The 16295-nt window shown below is 59.3% G+C and carries 16 protein-coding genes; 6 read left to right on the top strand and 10 right to left on the bottom strand.

The genetic code is table 11. The annotated features are described in order from the left end of the window. The first annotated feature begins 83 nt into the window (after nucleotides 1–83). Nucleotides 84–884 carry an extensin-like domain-containing protein gene (locus tag ACSQ3F_RS12560; protein WP_436100515.1) on the top strand — a complete coding sequence of 267 codons (801 nt, stop codon included), beginning with the start codon at nucleotides 84–86 and terminating at the stop codon, nucleotides 882–884. A gap of 140 nt (nucleotides 885–1024) precedes the next feature. Next, complete coding sequence (locus ACSQ3F_RS12555; RefSeq protein ID WP_436100514.1) at nucleotides 1025–1534, top strand: DUF1993 domain-containing protein; 510 nt, start codon at nucleotides 1025–1027, stop codon at nucleotides 1532–1534. A 63-nt stretch (nucleotides 1535–1597) separates the two neighbouring features. Here ACSQ3F_RS12555 and ACSQ3F_RS12550 read toward each other — a convergent pair whose 3' ends face one another. The 10 genes from ACSQ3F_RS12550 to ACSQ3F_RS12505 form a co-directional block, all read right to left on the bottom strand. Beyond that, nucleotides 1598–3277 carry a formate--tetrahydrofolate ligase gene (locus ACSQ3F_RS12550; RefSeq protein WP_436100513.1) on the bottom strand — a complete coding sequence of 560 codons (1680 nt, stop codon included), beginning with the start codon at nucleotides 3275–3277 and terminating at the stop codon, nucleotides 1598–1600. Between the two features lie 180 nt (nucleotides 3278–3457). Further along, a complete protein-coding gene (locus ACSQ3F_RS12545; RefSeq protein ID WP_436100512.1) occupies nucleotides 3458–4585 on the bottom strand; it encodes a DUF2333 family protein in 1128 nt (375 codons plus the stop codon). Then, nucleotides 4578–5876, bottom strand: a complete 1299-nt coding sequence (locus tag ACSQ3F_RS12540; protein WP_436100511.1) for a DUF6638 family protein — start codon at nucleotides 5874–5876, stop codon at nucleotides 4578–4580. The genes ACSQ3F_RS12545 and ACSQ3F_RS12540 overlap by 8 nt, the downstream gene beginning before the upstream one ends. 22 nt (nucleotides 5877–5898) lie before the next feature. Next, complete coding sequence (locus ACSQ3F_RS12535; protein WP_436100510.1) at nucleotides 5899–6315, bottom strand: helix-turn-helix domain-containing protein; 417 nt, start codon at nucleotides 6313–6315, stop codon at nucleotides 5899–5901. A gap of 1 nt (nucleotide 6316) precedes the next feature. Continuing rightward, nucleotides 6317–6574, bottom strand: a complete 258-nt coding sequence (locus ACSQ3F_RS12530; protein ID WP_436100509.1) for a type II toxin-antitoxin system RelE family toxin — start codon at nucleotides 6572–6574, stop codon at nucleotides 6317–6319. A gap of 62 nt (nucleotides 6575–6636) precedes the next feature. Continuing rightward, nucleotides 6637–8547 carry an AAA family ATPase gene (locus tag ACSQ3F_RS12525; RefSeq protein ID WP_436100508.1) on the bottom strand — a complete coding sequence of 637 codons (1911 nt, stop codon included), beginning with the start codon at nucleotides 8545–8547 and terminating at the stop codon, nucleotides 6637–6639. A gap of 4 nt (nucleotides 8548–8551) precedes the next feature. Beyond that, the gene (locus tag ACSQ3F_RS12520) at nucleotides 8552–9700 is read right to left on the bottom strand and encodes a hypothetical protein (protein WP_436100507.1); all 1149 of its coding nucleotides are present in this window, start codon (nucleotides 9698–9700) and stop codon (nucleotides 8552–8554) included. Nucleotides 9701–9930: 230 nt separating this feature from the next. Further along, entirely contained in the window at nucleotides 9931–11019 is a 1089-nt protein-coding gene (locus tag ACSQ3F_RS12515; RefSeq protein ID WP_436100506.1) for a hypothetical protein, read from the bottom strand. Between the two features lie 163 nt (nucleotides 11020–11182). Then, a complete protein-coding gene (locus tag ACSQ3F_RS12510) occupies nucleotides 11183–11566 on the bottom strand; it encodes a c-type cytochrome (protein ID WP_436100505.1) in 384 nt (127 codons plus the stop codon). Nucleotides 11567–11636: 70 nt separating this feature from the next. Continuing rightward, the gene (locus tag ACSQ3F_RS12505) at nucleotides 11637–12218 is read right to left on the bottom strand and encodes a thymidine kinase (protein WP_436100504.1); all 582 of its coding nucleotides are present in this window, start codon (nucleotides 12216–12218) and stop codon (nucleotides 11637–11639) included. Nucleotides 12219–12462: 244 nt separating this feature from the next. Between ACSQ3F_RS12505 and ACSQ3F_RS12500 the strand changes: the two genes are divergently transcribed. The 4 genes from ACSQ3F_RS12500 (at nucleotide 12463) to ACSQ3F_RS12485 (ending at nucleotide 16209) form a co-directional block, all read left to right on the top strand. Continuing rightward, the gene (locus ACSQ3F_RS12500) at nucleotides 12463–13407 is read left to right on the top strand and encodes a choline ABC transporter substrate-binding protein (protein ID WP_436100503.1); all 945 of its coding nucleotides are present in this window, start codon (nucleotides 12463–12465) and stop codon (nucleotides 13405–13407) included. Nucleotides 13408–13489: 82 nt separating this feature from the next. Further along, nucleotides 13490–14335: a choline ABC transporter permease subunit gene (gene choW, locus ACSQ3F_RS12495; protein WP_436100502.1), complete on the top strand. Its 846-nt coding sequence runs from the start codon at nucleotides 13490–13492 to the stop codon at nucleotides 14333–14335. Next, entirely contained in the window at nucleotides 14332–15381 is a 1050-nt protein-coding gene (gene choV, locus ACSQ3F_RS12490) for a choline ABC transporter ATP-binding protein (protein ID WP_436100501.1), read from the top strand. The genes choW and choV overlap by 4 nt, the downstream gene beginning before the upstream one ends. Nucleotides 15382–15465: 84 nt before the next feature. Next, nucleotides 15466–16209, top strand: a complete 744-nt coding sequence (locus tag ACSQ3F_RS12485) for a HugZ family protein (RefSeq protein WP_436100500.1) — start codon at nucleotides 15466–15468, stop codon at nucleotides 16207–16209. The last annotated feature ends 86 nt before the right edge of the window (nucleotides 16210–16295 follow it).

Here is a 16295-nt window from a genome sequence, read left to right as displayed (position 1 = left end):
TCCTGCGGCTGCAATGCAACCTTCACCGCCCGAATGCGTTGTGACCGCGACCCCTGCCGCCCCGGCAGGACCGGAGTTCGTTCATGCACCTTCGAATCATCGCTTCCTTCCTGTCGATCCTCCTCCTTTCAAGCGCCGGCCTTCCGGAAACAGGTCCCCTACCCGAGAAAAAGCCGGCAATGGAAGAGACAACAAAGCCGGTGGAGGAGAAAACGGAAAAAGAAGTTCCTGCGCCGAGCATGGACGAGAAATCTCTTCCAACGCCGGACGATGCCAAGCCTTTAACCGAGAAACCCGAGCCCGTGCTGACGATCGAGCCGGAAGACGGTAAGGAATACGCCACTTGTCTAGCAGCGCTGAAACAGATCGGCGCCACCTTCAAGGAGGAGAAGCGCATCGATGACGGCAAGGGCTGCGGCATCGACAAGCCGCTGACGCTTGACATGGTTCTTCCGGGCATCGCCTTGAAACCGGAAGGCACCATGCGCTGCGAAACGGCGCTCAAACTTGCCCGCTGGACGAAGGAGGCGGTACTGCCGGCAACCAAGGCGGCGCTCGAAAACGATGGCCTGCTGACGGCAATCAACCAGGCATCAAGCTATGTCTGCCGGTTGCGCAACAACGGGACGACCGGGAAAATCTCCGAACACGCCCGCGGCAACGCCATCGACATCGCCTCCTTCACTTTCAAGAGCGGCAAATCGATCGAAATCCAGCCGCGCGACGAGGATTCGACCCTGATCGGCGCCTTCCAGCGGGCCGTGACGGCAACAGGCTGCCTTTACTTCAAAACCGTGCTCGACCCCGGCAGCGACGAGGCCCACGAAAACCATCTGCATTTCGACGTGCTCGAGCGCAAGAACGGTTATCGCTATTGCCGGTAATGTCCATCCCTCTCGCAACCGCGCTGATATAGTTGCGGGACGCATACCTCTTCCGTCTTGCCCGAAGCGAGATCGAACCCCATCTGCTGAGAGCACTGGCCTTGAACCCGGGCCGGCCCCTCATCACAAAGGATTTTTCCATGTCCGTTTCCATGCATAAAATCTCGGTTCCCGTCTTCATCCGCGGGCTGAACGTTCTTGCCGGACTTCTCGACAAGGCCGAGGCCCATGCGGCCGAAGAGAAAATTCCGCTGGATGACCTGTTCAACGCGCGCCTCGCGCCGGACATGTTGCCCCTGTCCGGCCAGATCCAGCGCGTCAGCGACACGTCGAAGAACGCCATCGGACGCCTGACCGGCGTTCCTGCGCCAAGCTTTCCGGACGAGGAAAAGACATTTTCTGAACTCCGCGAACGCATCGCCAAGACGATCGCCTTTCTCGAAACCGTCAAACCGTCTGATCTGGAGAAGAGCGAGGAGAGGGATGTGGCGATCAACTTCGGCAAGCTGAAGTTCACCTTCACCGGTGACGATTACCTCCTGAAATTCGCGCTGCCGAACTTCTTCTTCCATGTCACCACGGCTTACGACATCCTGCGCAACCAGGGCGTTGCCGTCGGCAAGGTCGACTACCTCGGGCCCTACAGCTGAGGCATTTCCGAAAGACCGGCAATCAAAAAGATCCCGTATGCCCTCTACGGGGTCTTTTTACCCTTAAAACAACCCCTCGATTAATCCTTCCTCATTGAGGAAAATCTTCTCCGACGACGGAACGCGCGGCAGGCCGGGCATGGTCATGATCTCGCCGGTGATGACGACGATGAAGCCGGCGCCGGCGGACAGGCGGACCTCGCGGATGGGAACCGTGTGCCCGGTCGGAGCGCCGTGCAGGTTCGGATCGGTCGAGAACGAATATTGCGTCTTCGCCATGCAGATCGGCAGGTGGCCGTAGCCCTGCTTTTCCCATGTGTGCAGCTGGTCGCGCACGGTCTTGTCGGCGATGACTTCGCCGGCATGATAGATGTCCTTGGCGATGGTCTCGATCTTGTGGAACAGCGGCATGTCGTCGGGATAGAGCGGCGAAAACTGTGAACGGCCGTTTTCCGCCAGCTTCACCACCTTGCGAGCCAGAGCCTCGATGCCGACGGACCCCTCCGCCCAGTGCTCGCACAGGATCGCCTCGGCCCCGAGCGTGGCGACGAAATCCTTGATCGCCTGGATCTCAGCCTCGGTATCCAGCGTGAAATGGTTGATCGCAACGACAACCGGCACGCCGAATTTCTTGACGTTCTGGACATGCCGGCCGAGATTGGCGCAGCCCTTCTTCACGGCCTCGACATTCTCGTGGCTGAGATCTTCCTTTTTCACGCCGCCGTGCATCTTCAGGGCGCGGGCGGTCGCGACCATTACGGCCACGTCGGGTTTCAGCCCCGCCTTGCGGCATTTGATGTCGAAGAACTTTTCCGCCCCGAGATCGGCGCCAAAACCAGCTTCGGTAACGACATAATCGGCGAGTTTCAGCGCTGTCGTTGTCGCCACCAGCGAGTTGCAGCCATGGGCTATATTGGCGAAAGGGCCTCCATGGACGAAGGCTGGATTGTTTTCCAGCGTCTGCACGAGGTTCGGCTGCATCGCATCCTTGAGCAGCACGGCCATGGCGCCATCGGCCTTGATGTCGCGGGCAAAGACGGGGGTCTTGTCGCGCCGATAAGCGATGATGATGTTGCCGAGGCGCTTTTCAAGGTCCTTGAGATCGGTGGAAAGGCAGAGGATCGCCATCACCTCCGATGCGACGGTGATATCGAAACCGGTCTCGCGCGGATAGCCATTGGCGACGCCGCCGAGCGAGCCGACGATGTGGCGCAGCGCGCGGTCGTTCATGTCCATCACGCGGCGCCAGACGATGCGGCGGACATCGATGTTCTGCTCATTGCCCCAGTAAATGTGGTTGTCGAGCAACGCTGACAACAGGTTATGGGCGGAGGTGATGGCATGGAAATCACCGGTGAAATGGAGATTGATGTCCTCCATCGGCACCACCTGCGCATAACCGCCACCGGCGGCCCCGCCCTTGACGCCGAAACAGGGACCGAGCGACGCCTCGCGGATGCAGACGATCGCCTTCTTGCCGATCCGGTTCAGCCCGTCGCCAAGCCCCACCGTCGTCGTCGTCTTGCCTTCGCCGGCTGGCGTCGGGTTGATTGCAGTGACGAGGATCAGTCTGCCGTCCTTTTTGCCTTTCTGCTGGGCGATAAAATCGGCGCTGATCTTTGCCTTGTCATGCCCGTAGGGAAGAAGATGTTCCGGCGGTATTCCAAGTCCGCTGCCAATCTCCAGGATCGGCTTTTTGTTGGCTGCGCGGGCTATTTCGATATCGGATTTTACCTCGGCCATATGGTGTCTCTCCCCTTCCACCTTTTTTGGTCTGGGAGCATATGAGCGTGAACTGAAGGCGCTTGCCATCATTTATTTGCCTTCGGACCCGCCGAAAGCAAATAACAGCGCAATTTTTGGCGAAAACAAACAAAAAAGACGGAAGAACAGCGTCCTTCCGTCTCTATTCGATAAAACGGCCTATCGCGCCAGAATATCGCGCATTTCGACGAGATTGGAGCGGACGCGCAGGACGTAGAAGCCGAGCGTCGCCAGATGGGTCGGCATGATCCAGCCATCTTCCTTGCCATTCGAGATGATCAACGGCTGGATGCGCAGCGACGCACGCAGTTGCTTGATACTCTCTGCCCAGATCGGCGCCAGGCCACGCTGGGTGATGATTCCGTCGAAATCGGCGCCAGCCGCTGTCAGGACGCCGTAATAGCCATAAAGCTGCCCATAGGCGAACCAGAAACGGTCGTCGGCCCGTGTATCGAACCAGCCGCCGTTGAAATTTTCCGAGCGCTCGCGCAGCATCGCCGAGGTGCTGCCGATCGAGCTCGCGATCCGGTCCATGAATTCCAGGAAATTGTCCGCGCGGGCATCGAAGGTCGCGGAACATTTGACGAGTTCGTCGTTAAAGGTCCGAAGATCATTCATCGCCGCGCGATACTGCGACGGCGTCGGCGTCAGCGGGCCGAACGGCGACAGGCCGAAGTACCAGTTGCTTTCCTCGTACTGCATCTTGCTGCGTACACTTTGCAGCAGCGGATTGATGCCGGACGTGCCGCGCATGCGGACAAGGGAATCGACAAGTTCGACCGTCGTGCGGCGCACCGCCTCGTTGATACCGCGCTGGAAAGACGCCTTGTTGTCGAACCACGGGGTGTGGTCCCAATCCATGCCGAACAGGCCGGCCTTGTAGAGGATCATCGACGAAATCCAGGCATTCTGATTGACGTTGTAGTCGATCAGATCAGCGGTTACGTCGACGATGGCCGAACGCTCGCAGGTATTGGCGGGCGCCGTCTGGCCCGCGGCAACCTTAACCGGAAGGCCGGCATCGTTCTTGCGCTCGGAAAAATTGTACTTGTTGACATAGTCCGGATCGAAATTCGTCCAGGCCTGTGTTTGCCAGATGAAATAGCCATAGAGCGCGATCAACACCAGAAGGCCGATGCCGATCGGCCCCTTGATGATCCAACTGCGGCCCCTGTACCAGTTACCAACGGCAACGAAGGGGAAGAGAAGCCATGCTATCACCAGGCCAATGCCGCGGCCGATCGCGGAAAACACACGCTGAAAAAACGCGACGATCGGATCAAGCATTATTGTCCTCCTTGAGCCCGTAAAGACGTTTACGGAACGCTACTTTGTCCTTGAGATATGTGCCGGTCAGCGTCGCCACAACATATTCCCTGAACTTTTCGCTGTAATGTTCATAGGCCGCATAAAACCCCTGCTTGTCAAAGACGAAGCGGGAGACGAAATCGCTTGGGCTCAATTGCGAGATAAGCCGGTTGGTGAGCCACTGGTCCGGATGCTCGGGGGCGGCGCGGACGAGCAGGAAGCGGTTTTCAGGCGCCACCTCCTGCATCTTGATGGTGCCTGACGCCGACACCGTGCGGATCATCGTCTGCAGGAAAGGATAGGCCCCATCCGACGATACCAGCGCTGAATTGCGATGCATCCAGGTCTGCAGCCAGATCGCATCGATAGTGTTGAGGTCGGTTGTCGGATCGGTCTGGTTGACCAGCCCGCGCAGGATCATGTCCGCCCGGTGCTGATAAAGACCCGAACTCTCCACCCAGGACGCCTGCGGCAGTTGCAGCCGGTTGGTCGAGGCCAGGAATTCATAGATGCGCTGGTGGTCAGAGAGGCTGATATAACCGACCTGCCAGGGCCGCGAGCGTCGAAAACCCGGAACGGATGGATCGCAGATGACGGTCGTCGTCTTTTCATCGAGAAAGACATAGACGCCGCCGAAATGATTGGCCCAGAAGGCGTCGTGGCGAAAAACCAGCTGATCCGGAACGAGCGCATTCTCGCGGATATCGCCGGTGATCTTGGCAAGCTCGACCATGCGGTTCAGGAGTGCGTCGTCGGCCCAGGCGGTCGGCACCGTTTTCAGGCGGTCGACCAGGGCTCTGAGTTCGGCGGCCTTGCCCAGCATGTCCTCGGCCGACAGCACACGAAAGCGTACCTCGTTGATCGACAGCAGGTCGTCGATGTCGTTGACGATCGAGACGGAATCCTCGATCTCTCCGTAGAGCGCATCCTTGATCGTCACCGCGTTGATTGCCCGGGTGTTGGCAGCGAAAAATTCGTGCATCAGCGCAGCGGTGTTGGAAAAGCTCGTATGAACGACCGGAAGCTCCTCCTGCGCCGGCGTCATGATGATGAAGCGGCGGTTGACCCGGTTCGGGTCGAGATAGTCGCGGTCGCCGAGTTCATCGGCGATTTCCGGCGAAAAGCCGGTCATGTCGATCCGAAAGGACGAGAGCGCCGTCGGGCGCAGGCCAAAGCCCTGCAGCGCCTTGTTGTAACGCGTAATCAGGTGCGACTCGGAGATTTCGAGCAGGCGCCCATAGATCAGTTCGGCTTCGAGGAGGCGTTTCATACGGCCAGCCGTTCAGTCAAAATCATGGATGGCCGGCCGGGCTGTCGGTTTCGTTCCGAACGAGATCATCCAGGTCGAGGCGAAGCGCTGTCGCAATACTTTTGAAAACAGACAAACTTCCTTCCTTCTTGCCGGTTTCCAGCTCGGAGAGATACGCCGCGCTGATGCTGGCCATCTCGGCAAGTTTTTTTGCCGACAAACCTCGGTGCTCGCGCCAAACCCTGATGGGATTTTCACCGTCGATCAATCGGCCGACAATCTCCAACGGGATCAGTTCCTCCTCACCGCGTGCAAGCTTTTCATGAAAAACGCGAACCGTTTCAGCGTCCGCCAGGTCCTCCGCCAACTCGGCCTGCCTTACGAGGTCGTCGTAATCCTGCTTGCTCAGCAATACCAACTCTTCGCCATTCGGTGTTTTAAAAGACACAGCCGAGTTCATGTTACATACCCCTGTAAACATCCCCGCGCAGGGCGATTTTCACCACATCGATAACGACGCCTGCCTCGTTGAAAATCACACGCCAATCGCCAACCCTCAATCGATGATAGTCCGAGCCTTGCAGCCTCTTCACATCGTTCGCCATCGATGCCGGATCGACCGAATATTGCTGCAGTTTTTTCGTTATCCGCTTGGCATCCGCTTGCGGCATGCGCTGCAACGCCGTTGCTGCCTGTTTGCTGAGAACAATTTTCCTCATGAAACTTAAGGCCTTTCAGACCCGACAGCAAGGAAAATTCGCTGTCAGCAAATTCTTCGACTTTACCACCGGCCATCCTTCCGCATCGCCTCGATCTCGGCAATCGCCTTCTCCCGCTGGCGCTCGCGGCGGATAATGTCGGCGATGGCAGCATCGTCGGATTTGTCGGTGTAGCGGAATTCCGAGTCGGCGTAGCGGTTGATTTCCTGCATGACCGTGGGAAGCGTGATCGGCCCGCGCAGTTTCTCGATCATCGCCTTCTTCTCGTCGTAGGGCTTGTGCATGAAGACTTCCGGCGTGACGAACCAGTCGTCCGGCAATTCCACGTCCATCGCCCGCATCTTGATCGCGTCAGTAATGTTCCTGATCGCCCGGCCGGTAAAGCGGGGCTCGGCTTGCTTGATCATGTGCAGATAGGCGCCGACATCGGCCAGTGTCTCGATCTTGCCTTCCTCTTTCTCGAACCGTTCCCAGACGGCGAGCAGCCCCTCCTCCTTCGGCCGGGAATGCGCCTCGTAGGATTGCGAGACCGCCTTGTTGATTTCCTGTCCGGCGAACAGTTGGTGCTCTCCAAGCGGAATCCTGTGGTTCTTGCCGACCAGCAGGGCGAAGATGTCGATGTAATCGCCTTCCGATTGCGGCCCGTCGACCAGCCAGCGGGCGCCGGCGCGCTGGCGTAGCGCATCGTCGACGTTTTCCGGATAGTTGGAGAACATGCCGAAGGTGCAATTGCCGCGGATCACCGTCGAAGCGCCGGCGAAACTTTCCATCAGCACCGCCGTCACCTCATGCTGGCCGGCCGACGCCCGGTCGTCTGAGCGTTTCGCCGCGACCTGATCGACGTCGTCGATGGTGCCGAAGCCGATGGCGCGCGGATTGACGACGTTGTTGACGAATTCCTTGCAGTTCTGGCCCGATTTGCCCTGATAGGAAGAAATCTGGTCGACGCCGAAATTCTCGTAGTGGAAGGCGTATCCGGCGATCTCGCAGTAATCGTTGAGCAAACCGGCCAGCATCTGGATCAGGATCGTCTTGCCGGTGCCCGGCATGCCGTCGCCGATGAAGGTGAAGAGGAAGCCGCCGAGTTCGACGAAGGGGTTCATCTGCCGGTCGAAATCATAGGCCATCAGCATCTTGGCGAGTTTCAGCGCCTGATACTTGGCAATGTGGTTGCCGATGATCTCCTCCGGCTTCTTGAAGGTCATCACCAGCGGCTTGCGCTTGGCGCCGGGCGCGACGTCGAAGCCGTTCAGGGTGAAATCGTCCTGATCGAGCCGGATATGGACGTTCTCGAAACTGGAAAGCCCTGTGAACCGCGCCTTGCGGCCGATCAGACCTTCGATCGCAACCCTTGCAAAAGCCCTCGCCCGGCTGGTCAGCGCCGCATCGTCCGGCGCTCCTGCGATCGTCTTATCGAGGGCCGAGATCATGCTTTTTAGCGCATCCTGCGGGGTATCGAACAGGAAATCGGGCTCCGATCCGTCCTCGACAGGTTCGCCCTCACCGGCCAAGGTCGCCCCGAGATAGGCAGCGAAGGTGAAAGCGGCGATATAGGCTGAGGCAGACAGAAGCGCCTTGAAATGATTGGCATCATCTCCGGACAGCGGCGCTGTGGCATTGCGCGACTGCAGGCCTTCGAGATTGGTCTGGCGGGCAAAGACATCGCCAACAGCAAGCGCCACCTGAAGCCCGCGCCGGCAGCGATAGAGCAGTGCGTGCTGGCCGGGAGACATCAGCGGATCCGCACCCCGCACTGACTGGATGGTTTTGGAAAGCTCCACCTCGCGGGTGCGGCGCTGTCCACCGGTCGAGACGGTGGAAACGAAGCGGCGGCCGGTTCCGGCGAGCGCCGTGCCTGCCGACGGATCGTCCGCCTCAAGGATGATCAGCCGCGTCACCAGCCCTTGGGCCACCGCCTGATGCTTGGCGATGTCGTCCTCATGCAGTGTCGTCAAGCCCGCGTTCAGTGACATTGCCTCACACCTCGCTGATGACCTGGTTTCCGGAAATCACATGTACCTTGTAGTCGCCGAAAATCTCCGCCGCGTCGCCGGCGGCATAGAGAGCCTGATAGGCGTCGTGCGGAACCAGCGCATGTTTCTTATAGGAACTGACCCCCATGCGCGTCGCTTCGAGATTGTCGGTATCGATATGGAATTCTTCGCTGGCCGGCGTCGACGACCAGAAGCCGCGCCGGGCCGGGCGCTCGGCCTTGGAAAAAACCTCCTGCACCGTCCAGGTCAAGAGCCAGGCGTTTTCGGTCTTGCGTACCTTGGAGAGAATATCGTTGATCTTCGCATTGTTCTCGGTGATCCCAGCCGAATAGAACGGCCCAAGCACGATGCGCCGCAACTGCTTGGGACGGAGCTCCGGAAAATCCTTGTCGAGATTGGTAGCGATCGTCACCGGCGTCAGCGAATAAGCGCTGTTCTTCACCGCGAAATCATCAAAGCGGCTGGCAAATTCAGGGTTGAGAAGTCCGCCGACCGGCAAAGGAATATCGACGTCCGGATTGAGCTTGCCATCGTCCGTCACCAGCATTTTGATGATCTTTTCCGAGGAATCCTCGATCGTCGCCATGTATACCATCGGTAACGTGCTTGATCCATCAAAGGCGCCCCAGCAGACGACATAGTAAGGCCGCATGGTCTTCGGATTGACGGCAACGCGGATCGTCTCGGGCATGATGAAGGGCGAGAAGATATCGCCTTTGCCGATCTGTTCGAGATAGAGCCGCTCGGCCATGCGCGATTGCAGCTCCGCCGGAAAGGCTTTGTGCCGAAGGATGAAGTCAGCCATTTCGTTGCGCAGGGCATCGGCCGCCGGAATGCCGGATAGACGCTTTTCCGCCGATTGCCGGTCGTTTTCCAGCTCCAGCACGTTCTGGAACACTGGAAAACCGCTTTCGGCACGGGAGATGCGGAACTGTTCGATGAAGCCGATCCGGTTTTCCCAGCAGGAGAACGACGCCTTCAGCCGCGCCAGATAAGGCACGACCACTTCGCCAACCACCGTGTTGCGGTAAAGCGGCGAGTTACGGTCGCCAAGAAAGATCTCGAGCCCGCCGAGCGCAGCCCGGATGGAGGCGAAATACTGGCCGACGGGGCCTTCGGTTGCGGCGTTCATGATCGATTGTCCGGAACTCGTGGAGAGTTACCCCCCTCTGTCGGCGCTGCCGACATCTCCCCCTCAAGGGGGGAGATCATTCTTTTCCCTTGCGGCCATCGGAGGAAGGGTACAAAAGCGCGCGGCTGATCTCCCCCCTTGAGGGGGAGATGTCCCGAAGGGACAGAGGGGGGTAACTCTCCCCGCACTCTACCCCTATCATCACATGCGAAAAGCACGGCCAAACCCCGCTATTGCTTCACGTAATTCGCCGAGTTGTGCTTGTCCATCACCGCCTGGAACCGCCGGGCAAAAGCGTCGTCGGCGAGCTTCTTGCGGCGCTGGATGTCCTGCGTCGAGAGCATGTTCTTCTCGTGCATTTCGAGCAGATCGCCGATATGGCGCTGCGCGGCCGAGCCGATGCCGGCCATGGTCTCTTCGGCCGCGGTATCGACCTGGCTGCCGAGCGTGTTGATCTTGTGGGCGACATCCTGCTGCGCGGCGGTCTTCAGCGAATCTTCCAGCGCCTTGTAGAGGACGATACGCTGCTCGGTATCGATGGTCAGCTTGTTGATCAGCGTGTTCTGCGCGGCGATCTGGTTGTTGAGCGAATCGACGAAGGTCTGGAACATCGAGGTATAGCGCTCGAGCGTTTGGCTTTCGGCCAAGAGTTCCTGTTCCTTGGCCTGCTTCTCGTTGTATTCGGTGGCCAGCACCGAGCGCTCGCCTTCAAGCTGGGTGCGCGACATCTGGTCGGTGGAGGCAGCGATCTTGTTTTCGATGTCCATCAACAGCGGATTCAGTTCCTCGATCCGCTTCTGGGTCTCCTGCAAAGTCGCCATCGTCCCCTTGCGCCGCTCGATCACCTGGACGAGGCTTGCCTCGGAAGTCTTGTAGCGGGTCTCGAGTACGTTCTTCTGCTCTTTCAAGATTCCGACGATCGTATCGGACTTCGCCAGAAGCTCCTGCAGATTGCCGGCGAGCGACATGTTGCGGACGCGGTCGGTGCGCATACGCTGCGCGCTCTGCTTGGAAAAGATGCCGATGAATTTTTCGTAGCCCGTATAGCTCTTCATGCTCTCGAATTCGGAGCCGAAAACGTTGGTTGCATCTTCCAGACCAATGATCAGGTCGGCAATGTTGCCCTCCATCACCTTCTGCTGGTTGATGACATCCTGGATGCGGGCATTCTCGATGTCGAAATTCGCATCGCCCAATTTGGTGTCGGACTTGGCGAACTGGTCGAGCACGACGGCGGACTGGTTCATCTTGCCGCGCATCTGTTCGACGATGCCGCGCGTTTTCTCGATTTCGCTCTCAAAATTCTGAAGTGTCGCCATCGTTTTTCCCCCTCTAGCTTCGGTGCAGACGCGCCGCGCAGGTCAATTATTCAGTCGTGACATCCATTTATATAATGGGAGCAGCGATTTGAAGCACAAGTGCCCAGCCGCCGATTTTCAGTTGTGCGTCGCCCCTCACCGCAACCCGCCTCGGGGAAACGTTTTATTTCGTAGCCGTCGTCTTTAAATAGGCAATGACGTTTTCGATGTCCTGAGGCTTTTTCAGGCCGGCAAAGGACATCTTCGTGCCCGTCACCACCGCTTTCGGGCTGAGAAGATATTCGGCAAGCAAGTTCTCATCCCACACTTTGCCATCCGCGCCGAAGGCCTTCATGGCATCGGAATAGCCATAGCCGGCAAATGTCGCGACCGGGCGACCGACAACGCCCATCAGGCTCGGCCCGACCCGGTTCACCGGCTCTGACGCGGTATGGCAGGCGCCACACTTCTTAAAAACCTGCGCCCCCGCTTCCGCCTCGCCGTCGGCATGGGCGAGGCCCGCCCGAAGACAGAGACAGGCACTCATCAGGAAAAGACGCAGCGGCATCGGTGTTTTCTCCGGAAAACGGCGGGATGGCCGCCACCATGGCACGGCGTGGCTGCCGCGCGATAGCCCGTCAGCCTTCGTTCATCATGTCTTCCCAGTGGCGGCGGCAGTAGACGACGTATTTTTCGTTGCCGCCAACATCGACCTGGGCGCCCTCGTGGACGACATTGCCGTCGGCGTCGAGCCGCGCCACCATTGTTGCCTTGCGGCCGCAATGGCAGATCGTGCGGACTTCCCGCATCTCGTCGGCGATGGCGAGCAGCGCCATCGAACCGGGAAAGAGCTTGCCCTGGAAATCCGTGCGCAACCCATAGGCCATAACCGGAATGCCGATGCGATCGGCGACGCGTGCCAGTTGCCAGACCTGATCCTCGCCGAGAAACTGCGCCTCGTCGACGAACACGCAGGCAATCGTTTCTTCGGCATGCAGGCGTTCGACCAATGCATAGAGATCGTCGTCATGGGTGAAGGGAATGCCCTCGTCGCTCAACCCGATGCGGGAAGACACCCGCCCCTTGCCTGCCCGGTCGTCGAAAGCGGCGATCAGGATGACCGTGCGCATGCCGCGTTCGCGATAATTGTAGGACGCCTGCAGGAGCAGGGTCGATTTTCCGGCGTTCATCGTGGCGTAGCTGAAATACAGTTTTGCCATGGCGTCCTCTTCTGTATGCTGTCGCTCGTTCATGAACAGACCGGGCGAGGAAGGCCAGACCGCCAGCGCAAAAATCACAGAAAATCGACGCTTAACGCCAGAACATGAACAATGCGACATCTCACGTCGTTTTACGTGGGCTGTCTGGCGAATGTCCCAATACACTTGGAGGCAACACCAGGGCGCTTGAATTGGCGGACATTTGGTGATTGGCTAAAATCATAAAGGCAGGGGAATAAATACGATGAGCAAACTGACACTGAAATTCATGCTGACCGCGGCCGTATCGCTGGCCGCGCTGAACGCCTATGCAGCCGAACCGGAAAGCTGCGGCACCGTCCGCTTTTCCGATGTCGGTTGGACCGACATCACCGCGACGACGGCAACCGTCAGCACCATCCTCAAAGGCCTCGGCTACGAGACGGACATCAAGGTCCTTTCCGTTCCCGTCACCTACCAGTCGCTGAAGAACAAGGACATCGACATTTTCCTCGGCAACTGGATGCCGACACAGGAAAACGACGTTCGCCCCTTCCTCGACGACAAGTCGGTTGAATCCTTCGGCCCGAACCTCGAAGGCGCCAAGTACACGCTGGCGACCAATGCCAAGGGTGCAGAGCTCGGCATCAAGGATTTCAAGGATATCGCAGCTCACAAGGATGAGCTCGAAGGCAAGATCTATGGTATCGAGCCGGGCAATGACGGCAACCGCCTGATCATCGACATGGTCGACAAGGATACCTTCGGCCTCAAGGGCTTCGAGGTGGTCGAATCCTCCGAACAGGGCATGCTGGCGCAGGTCGCCCGCTCCGAAAAGGACAGCGCACCGGTCGTCTTCCTCGGCTGGGAACCGCACCCGATGAACGCCAACTTCAAGCTCACCTACCTGTCCGGCGGCGACGATATCTTCGGCCCGAACTTCGGCGGCGCTACCGTCTTCACCAACGTGCGCGCGGGCTACACCACCGAATGCTCGAATGTCGGCAAGCTGCTGACCAATCTCAAGTTCTCGCTTCCGATGGAAAACGAGATCATGGGCAAGATCCTGAACGATGCCAAGGAGCCGGACGTGGCCGCCACGGAATGGCTGAAGGCCAATCCGACCGCCATCGACCCCTGGCTTGCCGGCGTCACCACCAAGGACGGCGCCGAAGGCTTGCCCGCCGTGAAAACGGCCCTCGGCCTCTGATCGGCGGAGATGGGGCGGGGATGATCTCCCCGCCTTTTTTGAACCGATTTCCGTTTCGTTTTTCCGGTATGGGATATTTTCCGTGGATTTTTTGACCGAATATCGTGTTCCGATTGGCCCGGGGGCAAAGACCTTCGTCGATTGGCTCACCACCAATTTCGAACTGTTCTTCGATCAACTCTCAAATTTCCTGTCCGGCGTTGTTGCCGTTCTCCTGTTCGTCCTGCAGACACCGCATGCGCTGATCGTCGTCGCGGCCGTCACGGCGCTGTCCTGGTGGCTGCGCCGGTCGATCGGCATCACACTGTTTACCGGTCTCGGGCTGCTCCTGATCATCAATCAGGGCTATTGGAAGGAAACGACCGAGACCCTGGCACTTGTGCTCGCCGCCAGCTTCGTCAGCATGGCCGTCGGCATTCCGCTCGGCATCGCCGCGGCGCGCAGACCGGTGGTCTATGCCGTCATGCGCCCGATCCTCGACCTGATGCAGACCATCCCGACCTTCGTCTACCTCATCCCAGCGCTGATCCTGTTCGGTCTCGGCATGGTGCCGGGCCTGATCGCAACGGTGATCTTCGCCATTCCCGCACCGATCCGCCTGACCCGCCTCGGCATTATATCGACGCCGCCGTCGCTGGTGGAAGCCGCCGTTTCCTTCGGCGCAACGCCGGCGCAGGTGCTGCGCAAGATCGAGCTGCCGTTTGCCATGCCGCAGATCATGGCCGGCCTCACCCAGACGATCATGCTGTCGCTATCAATGGTGGTCATCGCGGCCCTCGTTGGCGCCAGCGGCCTTGGCGTGCCGGTGCTGCGCGCCCTGAATACGGTGAACGTCGCCAAGGGCTTTGAAGCCGGGCTTTGCATCGTCATTCTCGCCATTATTCTCGACCGCCTGTTCCGCTCGTCCGATGAAGGAGAAGGCGCATGATCGATGCCGTCGTTTTCAAGAATGTCGATATCATCTTCGGCAACAAGCCGGAAGCGGCCATCGCCATGGTCGATCAGGGCAAGACCCGCGACGAAATCGGCGCCGCGACCGGGCTTGTGCTCGGTGTTGCCGATGCGTCGCTGACCATCACCGAGGGCGAAATCCTCGTGCTGATGGGGCTGTCAGGCTCGGGCAAGTCGACGCTTTTGCGCGCCGTCAACGGTCTGGCGCCGGTGGTGCGCGGCGAAGTGCAGGTGAAAACCAAGCACGGGACGATCAACCCGTACAAGACCAGCGCCAAATCGCTGCGTGACTTCCGCATGCACGATGTCTCGATGGTGTTCCAGCAGTTCGCACTGCTTCCGTGGCGCACGGTCGAGGACAATGTCGGCTTCGGGCTGGAACTCGCCGGCGTGCCGGACAAGGAACGCAAGGACCGTGTTGCCGAACAGCTGGAACTGGTCAACCTGACGAAGTGGGCCGGCCGGCAGGTCAAGGAACTCTCCGGCGGCATGCAGCAGCGTGTCGGCCTTGCCCGCGCCTTTGCCACCGGCGCACCCATCCTGCTGATGGACGAGCCCTTCTCGGCGCTCGACCCGCTGATCCGCACCCGCTTGCAGGACGAGCTCCTGGAATTCCAGCGCCGACTGAAGAAGACCATCCTCTTCGTCAGCCACGACCTCGATGAAGCCTTCCGGATCGGCAATCGCATCGCCATCATGGAAGGCGGCCGCATCATTCAGTGCGGCACGCCGCAGGACATCGTCAAGAACCCGGCCAACCAGTATGTCGCCGACTTCGTCCAGCACATGAACCCGATCACCATGCTGACGGCGATGGACGTGATGCAACAGGGCCTCAACCGCGCCGACGGCGCGGCCGGCGTGACAGCGACCGCCAAGCCGACGACGCCGCTGATCGACATTCTCGACGCGATGTCGCGCCAGCCCGGCAGCATCGGCGTTGTCGACAACGGCGCCGTCGTCGGAACCATCAATGCCCAGAACGTCGTGGAAGGCTTGACCCGGCACCGCAACAGAAGTTGACCAGATCAGCCCGAATGCCAGTATAAAGAACGCCCGGGACCGTTGTCTCCGGGCGTTTGGCATTCAAGACATGAGGCAATTCCGATGGCCGAAAAACCGTCCGTGCTGCGCGAAACCGATGACGAGGCGCGCAAGCTTGCCCGCGTCCTGCTGCGCTCCGCCCGCAGCGCCGCCCTCGCCGTCATCGAGCCGGAAAGCAACGGTTTTCCCTTCGTCAGCCGCGTGCTTCTCGGCATCGACACCGACGGAACGCCGGTCATCCTGGTCTCGGCCTTGTCGACCCACACGCAAGCATTGTCCGCCGACAGTCGCTGCTCGCTGCTGACCGGCGAAATCGGCAAGGGCGATCCCCTCGCGCATCCCCGTCTGACCGTTCAGTGCGAAGCGGAGAAAGTCGAACGCGACGGTGCGGCGCATGCCCGCATTCGTGCACGTTTTGTCCGCCGCCATCCGAAATCGGAACTCTATATCGACTTTCCGGACTTTGCCTTTTTCAGGTTGCGGCCGGTGAAGGCCAGCCTCAATGGCGGCTTTGGCCGGGCCTATGCGCTTGATGGCGAAGACCTGTTCATTCGCTCGCCGGCAATCGACGATCTCGCAGCGACGGAAGAGCGGGCAATCGAGCACATGAACAGTGACCATCCCGATGCGGCGAGCCGCTATGCGCAGGTCTATTGCAAGGCCGAAGGTACGGACTGGCGAATCTGCGGTCTCGATGCTGCTGGGGTCGACCTCACCTCGGGCGACCAGCTGAAACGGCTGGAATACGATGCACCATTGCAATCCGCGCGCGAACTGCGCATGATGCTGGTGAAACTATACGGTTAACTTTACCCTCCCTACCCCGATTTCTTGCAGTAGGAGGTTGTGCTTTTATTCATCACGTCTAATTATTGCATATTCACAATCATAAC

This window comes from Pararhizobium sp. LjRoot238, assembly GCF_964252955.1.
In the GTDB taxonomy this organism is placed as follows: Bacteria; Pseudomonadota; Alphaproteobacteria; order Rhizobiales; family Rhizobiaceae; genus Pararhizobium.
This window is presented reverse-complemented; position numbering and strand designations above follow the sequence as displayed.